General features: G+C 40.3%; 5 protein-coding genes. 2 read left to right on the top strand and 3 right to left on the bottom strand.

From position 1 onward, the window contains the following. Positions 1 to 893 (bottom strand): putative metal-binding motif-containing protein (locus tag AAC073_RS17330; RefSeq protein ID WP_339925062.1); only part of this gene is annotated, 893 nt, incomplete at its 3' end. Positions 894 to 1,130: 237 nt separating this feature from the next. On the opposite strand from AAC073_RS17330, the gene AAC073_RS17325 reads away from it, so the two are divergent. After that, positions 1,131 to 3,455, top strand: coding sequence for a dienelactone hydrolase family protein (locus AAC073_RS17325; protein WP_339925061.1), 2,325 nt, complete (start codon positions 1,131 to 1,133; stop codon positions 3,453 to 3,455). Positions 3,456 to 3,484: 29 nt separating this feature from the next. Continuing rightward, positions 3,485 to 4,969, top strand: a complete 1,485-nt coding sequence (locus AAC073_RS17320; RefSeq protein ID WP_339925060.1) for an NAD(P)H-hydrate dehydratase — start codon at positions 3,485 to 3,487, stop codon at positions 4,967 to 4,969. Between the two features lie 208 nt (positions 4,970 to 5,177). On the opposite strand, the gene AAC073_RS17315 is transcribed toward AAC073_RS17320, so the two are convergent. Continuing rightward, positions 5,178 to 5,759 carry a ribonuclease HII gene (locus AAC073_RS17315; RefSeq protein ID WP_339925059.1) on the bottom strand — a complete coding sequence of 194 codons (582 nt, stop codon included), beginning with the start codon at positions 5,757 to 5,759 and terminating at the stop codon, positions 5,178 to 5,180. Then, positions 5,734 to 8,406, bottom strand: coding sequence for a glucosidase (locus tag AAC073_RS17310; RefSeq protein ID WP_339925058.1), 2,673 nt, complete (start codon positions 8,404 to 8,406; stop codon positions 5,734 to 5,736). The genes AAC073_RS17315 and AAC073_RS17310 overlap by 26 nt, the downstream gene beginning before the upstream one ends. Positions 8,407 to 8,600: the final 194 nt, after the last annotated feature.

Below are 8,600 nucleotides of genomic sequence, written 5' to 3'. Positions count from 1 at the left end.
CCATCCTTATCCAGGTCATCATCTAGTGTATTTGGATCACAATCGTCATCTATGCCATTGTAAGGGATTTCCGCTTGCTCTGGGTTGATGTCTGGATTGGTGTCGTCACAATCCTCCACAGCAATGAAACCATCCTTATCCAGGTCATCATCTAGTGTATTTGGATCACAATCGTCATCTATGCTATTGTAGGGAATTTCCGCTTGATCTGGATTGATATTTGGAAAAGAGTCATCACAATCAAGATTATTGGTTGCATAATCTGAACAGTATTCATCACAAATTAAAACGGCTTCAGCATTTGCATCACCAAAGCCATCTCTATCCAGGTCAGGGTAGGCCACAATTTCTTCACCCCAGGTTGATCTTATTAGATCTATGCTTCCTTGAACATAACTTGTCCCGTTGTACACATTTCCCAAGTGATCTGGGATTGCTAAATTATCCGATAAGGAACCAGAATAATTGATTAAGGTTCCATCCGTTCCTGTCGCTTCTATACTTACTTTCCAGTCAAATTTCACAAATTCTCCAATCATTCCACAATCATCGAATAAACCGCTTTCTATCTGTAGGTCCTGAATAGATGGTCCTGTAATTGGTGTATTTAAAACCTCCAGTATACCATTTTCATCGAAGCGAATACTATTTAAATCTGAAAATGACCTTATCCTGGATTTATAATGACCTCCTCCATGTCCATAATTCGCAACGGTAACCTTTACAGAAGTAACAGTAACTCCTTCAGGGATATTAAACTCGAATGAAGGACTATTGCCTTCATTTAGTAAAAGTTCGTAGAGATCTGAATTATTAATGAGTCTACATTGACCAAAAGCGTGCAAAGTGAAAAAGAATAAAATTGCAGCGAAAAAATAAAAGGATTTGGGCATGAATTCGGCTTGTTTATGTAGTGATCATTAGGATTTCCTAAATGAGAACCTTCAATTCACCCTGATTGAAATTGTATAGGGCAAAAATACAGTTTAATATTAATTTTTGAAACTAAGCTTTAATTATTTTACATGCTCTGCTGATGATTTTATGGTTGTAATTCAAATCATTATTAGTTTTTGGAGCAGTCATTTATTATTTTACCTTTTAATTATTAGCTATTCCTAAGACCCCTTATGATAAATTTATCACTACTACTTTTCTATAGTGTTATTTCATTGGTCGACAGCCTGCCTCAAGTTCTACCAGGAACGAGAGAAGGTATAGCACCTGTTTCCCAAGAAGCCTTTTCCAGAGATTTATTGAATGGGGCGCATCGTTTTGTGGAGGTGAAAATCGAAGAGGCCAAGAAAAAAAGAATGCAAGACTGGACGAATGGATTTTCATCTAATGAACATAAAGAGGATTTTTTGTCCGAAAAGCGCGATAAATTGAGGTCCTTATTAGGGCTAGCCTCCCTACCGGTAAAAGAGAACAAAATTGAAATAATAGCCAATGTTTCAAACCCTATTGCAGTAGCAGAAACAGAAAAATACACCATATACCAGATCAAGTGGCCGGTGATAGAAGGTATGTTTGGTGAAGGGCTCTTACTCAAACCTAAAGACCATCCGAAAGGTCATGTTGTGGTTTTACCTGATGCGGATCAGCTTCCTGAGCAATTTGCTGGATTGGTTCCGGGAATAGCTGAAAGTTCTCAAATGGCGAGACATTTGGCTGTAAATGGTTTTGAAGTAATCCTTCCAACTTTGATCAATAGACAAGTGCTAGAAAAAGACCAATCGGCCAGGGAATGGATTTATAGACAAGCCTATCAAATGGGCAAACACCTGATAGGTTTTGAGGTGCTACAAGTGATGGCAATCACGCAATATTGGCAAGACCATGGGGCTAATAAAATAGGTTTGGCAGGTTTCGGAGAAGGAGGCCTGATTGCTTTGCTTGCTGCTGCCTTGGATACAAACATTGACGCAAGCTTAATCTCTGGTTATTTTGGCCAACAGCAAGCGAAATGGGAGGATCCCATTTATCGAAACATTTGGGACTTTTCCACTCATTTTGGTGACATTGAATTGGCCGCCATGGTAGCTCCAAGAGGCTTGGTGATTGAGCACAGCCAACTGCCGGAAGAAGTCATCCTTACTACCCAAAAACCTCTGGAGTATAATCCATTTAGCTATTCCGGATATAAAGGGGCGCTTAAACAAACAGATTTTAAGGTTTTACAGGAAACCTTTAATCGAATACCTCTTATTGAGAAAAATGCCAAGGATAGTAGGGTAATGGTGGTAGGGGAAAACAGTAACTCCATTGCTTACGGGTCAGCGAAAGGGCTCAATACCTTGCTAGGTTTTATGGGAGTGGAGGGAAAAATTGTTCTTTCCGATGATATACCCAAAGACCAAAGAAAAGGTTTTAACCCTAAGGATAGGCAGCTTAGGATAAGAAAAAGCATGGAAGCTTATGTTCAACAGCTGATGCATTTATCGCCGGTTACTAGAAATGAGTTTTACCTGCATAAAGTGATGCCCGAATGGGCCAATAAAAAATGGAGTACGAAAAGCTATCATCCCTATGAAAAACCAAATCAATTTATTAAAAAGAGTCAGAAGTATAGAGCATATTTCAAAGATGAAGTAATCGGAAGCTTTTCCGACGATTTATTACCGGGAAACCCAAGCAGTATTCAGGTTTATGAAGAGGAAAAGTGGAAGGGATACTCCATTGAGTTGGATGTTTTTCCGGAATTTGGAGGCGGAGGGATACTGTTGCTACCTAAGGACATTGGTAAGGGGGAGCAGCGTCCGGTAGTGGTGGTGCAACATGGTAGAAATGGAGTGCCTGAAATTGTAATAGAAGGGCATACAAGCTATAACAATATGGCAGCAAAACTGGCAGAGGAAGGATTTGTAGTATTTGTCCCTTATGGTTTGTTTTCAGGAGAAGATCGATACCGCTGGCTGGACAGGAAAGCCAATAACATAGGGAAGAGCCTTTTTTCTTTTGTTTTGGCACAACACCAGCAATATTTAAAATTCCTTGGGGGTTTGCCTTTTGTGGACAAAAACCGCATCGCCTTTTATGGTAAAAGTTACGGGGGCGAAACAGCTATGAGAATCCCATCCATACTGGAAGGTTATGCCCTCTCCATATGTTCCGCAGATTTTGGAGATTGGACGAGGAAGGTCGCCGATACCTCTTTTTATAACAGCTTTATGCATACCATAGAATGGGAAATGCCCTACTTCAATATGGGCAATACTTTCAGTTATGCAGAAATGGCCTATTTGATATTTCCCAGACCATTCATGGTAGAGCGGGGTAGACATGACTTGGTTCAGCCAGATGAATGGGTGGCTTATGAATACGAAAAAGTCAGGTCCCTTTACACTCAGTTTGCTAAGGGGGATAAAACAAACATAGAATATTTTAATGGAGGTCATGCTTCGAGAAATAAAGGAGTATTTGATTTTCTTCACCAGCATTTGAACTGGCCTTAATTAACCGTTGATTTTTATTAGATCAAATTATGCAAAAAATAATATCTGGAACTCAAGTGAAGGAGCTTGATAAATTGTATGTCCAGGCATCGGGCATTACTCCCTACCAATTAATGGAGAGGGCGGCAAATGAATTTTGCCATTGGTTTACGGCTAATTTCAACAAAGAAAAGACCATAAATATTTACTGTGGCATCGGTAATAACGGAGGAGATGGCTTGGCCATTGCCCGCTTATTGTCGGAAAAAGGGTATGTTATAAAGGTGACGACAATAGGTGATCGTGAAAAAGGGTCCACCGATTTTGTTAAGAACCTCAAAGCCCTGCCACCAGGGATTGTTACAAGCAGTTGGCAAGAATTAAAGTCCTCAGAAATCACCATTGATGCCGTTTTCGGGGTGGGGATAAATAGGCCCCTTGAAGGTGAATACCTTGAATTGATTAGAAGGATTAATGAAGAAAAAGGCCTGAAGATCAGTGTAGACCTTCCATCGGGCCTTCCTTCTGATACACCTGCTGACGGGGAGGTGTTTCATGCAGATTATACTGTAAGTTTTCAGTTTCCCAAGTTGTCCTTACTTTTCCCCGAACATGCACAGTATGTAGGTCAATTGGTTGTAAAAGACATTGGAATGGAGCAAAAACACTTTGATGATTTCCCTTCGGAGCGATACTTTTTTTCGGGAGAATCTCTTGCAACCTTCCATAAGAAATTCCATGCCTTTAGTCATAAAGGAGATTTCGGGCGCATAATTTTAGCAGGAGGTAGTTATGGTAAAATGGGCTCCATTTGCCTTAGTACTAAGGCCGCTTTGCGTACTGGTTCAGGGTTGGTTTTTTGTAAAATTCCAGGTTGTGGTGTAAACATTATTCAATCTACCATTTCTGAGGCCATGGTCTTGAGACCAGAAGATGAAATGGATATTGATGCTAGCATCGAACTTTCAGGGATAGACGCCATAGGCGTTGGTCCCGGATTGGGCAATGGAGAAAACGCCCAAAACCTTGTAAACTATATTCTTGAAAATTATGCAGGTCCTACGGTTTTGGATGCAGACGCCATTAATATTTTAGGGGAAAATAGAGATTGGCTCACTTTATTACATGAGAATGTAATTCTAACGCCTCATTTAAAAGAGTTTGAACGGCTAACAGGAGTTAAATCCGATAATCACCTACAGCGAATTAATTTGGCTAAAGCGTTCTGTATGGAAAATAACTGTAGCCTGGTTTTAAAAGGAGCATTCAGCCTAATGAGTTTTCCCGATGGAAGCCAGGTGTTTAATAATTCAGGAACCGTATATATGGCCACTGGCGGATCAGGAGATGTGCTTACAGGTATGCTCACCTCATTTTTAGGACAGGGTTATACTATGAAAAATGCAGCCATCTGTGCCGTCTTTCACCATGGCGATGCTGAAGAACTTGCTGGGAAAAAGCTACGAAGAGGAACTTTGGCTTCGGATATCGTTGAAAACATTCCGCAAAGTTTTCTGGCATGGGACATTAAGTAAAAGTCAAATTACTTGATTTAGCGTTGATTATAGCTTAAAGTAGACAAAAGCGTCACTGCGAACCCTATTTTAGGTGGCACTTTGGCGGGTAAGGGTGTGGCAGTGTCTTTTTTTTGAGAATTATTGCAATTTACGCTTCTCAAACTACCTTAAATGCCCAGATGATCAAATTTATTTTTTAAATAAAGTCGACCTAGGTTTATTGTTTTTACTTAGGCAAAAGACGGAATGATTTTCTATGATGTGGGCTTGCCCCCAGTTCTTTGATTCCCAAGCGGTGGATTTTTGTAGGATATCCTACGTTTCTTTCCCAACCATATCCTGGGTAGGCTATTGCAAGATCGGCCATTAATTCATCCCTGTAGGTTTTTGCTAGAATGGAGGCAGCCGCTATGCTGGCATATTTCCCATCACCTTTAATGATACATTCATAAGGTATATCATAAACCGGATTGAATCGGTTGCCATCAATCAACAAGAATTCAGGTTTGGTTTTTAATGCCTCAATGGCCCGGTTCATTGCCAGAAAGGATGCGTTCAAAATATTGATTTTATCAATTTCTTCTACCGTCGCACTGGCAATGGCCCAGGCCAAAGCATTGGTTTTTATTTCTTCAGTAAGTTTCTCCCGGTTGCCTTTCGTCAATTTCTTTGAATCATTAATCCATTCATTGGCGTAGTCGGCGGGTAAGATCACTGCAGCAGCCGTTACCGGACCACTGAGGCAACCCCTGCCCACCTCATCACAACCAGCCTCTAATCTATTAGGAACTAAATTCGGTAGCAGCATTGGGGTAATATTCTTGTTCCTTATGGTATTTATGAATTAACTCAGCAACCAAGCCTGTCCAACCTGTTTGATGCGAAGCACCTAAACCACGGCCATTGTCTCCATGGAAGTACTCGTAAAATAGGATCAAATCCTGGAAATGCGGGTCTTTTTGCATTTTTTCATTGTCTGCATAGATGGGGCGGTTTCCGTGTTGATCTTTCATAAATATATTGATCAGCCTGAGGGATAGTTCTTTAGCAATAAGGTCTAAAGTGATGTATTTCCCCGAACCTGTAGGATACTCGATCGAGAAGGTACCGCCATAGTAGTAATCAAATTTTTTCAGTGATTCAATAATCAAATAATTGATAGGGAACCAAATAGGACCACGCCAATTGCTATTTCCACCAAACATGGTCGTCTCAGATTCGCCCGGAGCATAGCTGATTGAGAATTTATTTCCATTGATTTGGACCGAGTAGGGGTGTTCTAGATGATCTTTGGAAAGGGACCTAATGCCAAATTCAGAAAGGAATTCTTTTTCGTCAAGCATTTTATTAAGAATACTTTTCATGCGATGCCCTCTCAACAATGAAAAAAGCCTTCTTTTATCCCGGCCAGGATGAATCCAGTTCGAAACCAACGCGGCCAATTTGGGTTTTTCTTTAAAGAAAAAGTTCAGTCTCCTTTTAAATTCCGGCAGGTCATCAAATAATTCTTCCCGAATAGGTTCCACTGCAAACATTGGAATAATGCCTACTATGGATTTTACTTTCATAACCTTTGGCTCTTCTCCAGAAAGATGGAGTACATCGTAGAAGAAGTTATCCTCATCGTCCCAAAGACTAATGTTATCTTTAGAAATATTGCTCATGGCACCTGCTATGTTCAGGAAGTGTTCCAGGAACTTAGTGGCCGTATGTTGGTATACTTTATTGAAGACACAGAGATCTAGGGAAATCCTTAGCATATTGAGGCTAAACATGGCCATCCATGAAGTAGCATCCGCCTGTTCTAGCTTGCCAAAAAACTTATCTACATGACTTCTGTCAAAAACACTGATATTATCAAGGCCGAGAAATCCTCCTTCGAAGATATTCTTGCCTTCCATATCTTTTTGGTTGACCCACCAGGTAAAGTTCAGCAGCAATTTATGAAATGCTCGTTCAAGAAATTCCTGGTCGCCGACCTTATCTTTGTTGTTTTTTCTATCTATCTGATAAACACGCTGCACTGCCCAGGCATGGACAGGAGGGTTAACATCATTGAAATTCCATTCATAGGCAGGCATCTGCCCGTTTGGGTGCATGTACCAATCATTCAACAACACCAGCAATTGGTCCTTGGCAAAATCAGGGTCCAATCGGGCTAGCGGGATGGTGTGAAAAGCGAGGTCCCAAGCCGCATACCAGGGGTATTCCCATTTGTCAGGCATGGAAATAATGTCATAATTCTGTAGGTGTCGCCAATTGCTATTTCTCCCTGATTTTCTTTCTTCGGGGGGCAAGTACCTTCCAGAATCACCTTCCAACCAACGCTCGACGTTGTAATAATAAAATTGTTTGGTCCACAACATGCCTGCATAAGCTTGTCTTTGGATCAAGCGCATTTGCTCGTCTTTTACTCTTTCCTGAAGGACGTCATAAAATGAATTCGTGTCCTCAATTCGATTTTGAAGGATGCTTTCAGCATTTTCAATAGGGTCTTCAGTTTGTAATTTTTGCATTCTGAAAACAACCTCAGCTTGGCCTCCTGCTGGAATTGTCAATTGGTAAATTGCTGCTGCTTTCGTTCCTGTATTTTTTGGATTCAGGTGCTGCTCATCTCCATTGATCACATAGTCATTGATAGCATCTTTGAGGTATTTTTTTTGATTGCCAATGTGATATAACCGTTCTCTATTGGTTTCATTGTCACAAAATTTCAGCTCAGGATCTCCTTTGAAGTTAAAAGTGTAGTTACCTGATTTGGGTGAGTAGGCTTTAATTTTATTTTTCCCATTTTTCCGCATTGTAGGGATAAATGGTTCATCGCCAGTAAACCAGGTTTTTCTAAACCAGATAGTGGGCATAACACATAGGTTAGCTTCCTTAGCCCCCCGGTTATGGATAGTGGCTTTACAGACAATGTCTTCAACATCTTCTTTGGCATACTCCAAATAAATATCAAAATAGGCATTGTCATCAAAGATACCAGTATCTAATATTTCGTATTCTTTGTCGGTTTTACTTCTTCTTTGATTTTCATCCAACAATTCCTGATAAGGAAATTTGCTCTGCGGGTATTTGTAGAGCATTTTCATGTAACTATGGGAGGGAGAAGAGTCCAGGTAATAGTACAGCTCTTTTACGTCTTCACCATGATTCCCCTGATTCCCTGTAAGGCCGTACAACCTCTCTTTGATCATTTCATCCTTACCATTCCAAAAAGCCCATGAAATGCATAGTTTTTGTTTGTTATCGCTGATACCGCCTATACCTTCTTCACCCCATCGATAAGCCTTACTTCTGGCGTCATCATGGGTCACATTTTCCCAAGCGGATCCATCAGGGCTATAGTCTTCTCTAACAGTACCCCATTGCCTTTCAGTAAGATAAGGGCCCCATTTCTTCCAATGCCGGGTTTTTTCCCGGTCTTCCTTCAATCGCTTTAACTCTATATTCATGGATAGTTCGCACCTAATTAATAAAGAGCGAATTTAAACTATTTAGATTTCTTTTTGCCAAATTTCCCAAGTTGTATTTTGCTTTTTTTTTATACCCCTTATTTTTTATTGGTATATAGCCTTGTAAAATTAGGCTTATAAAGTCACCATATTTTTAGGTTTTCGGTCTAAAATAAGAAATAGACAGTGTTTTG

Source organism: uncultured Cyclobacterium sp., from assembly GCF_963977555.1.
Taxonomy (GTDB): Bacteria; Bacteroidota; Bacteroidia; order Cytophagales; family Cyclobacteriaceae; genus Cyclobacterium.
This window is presented reverse-complemented; position numbering and strand designations above follow the sequence as displayed.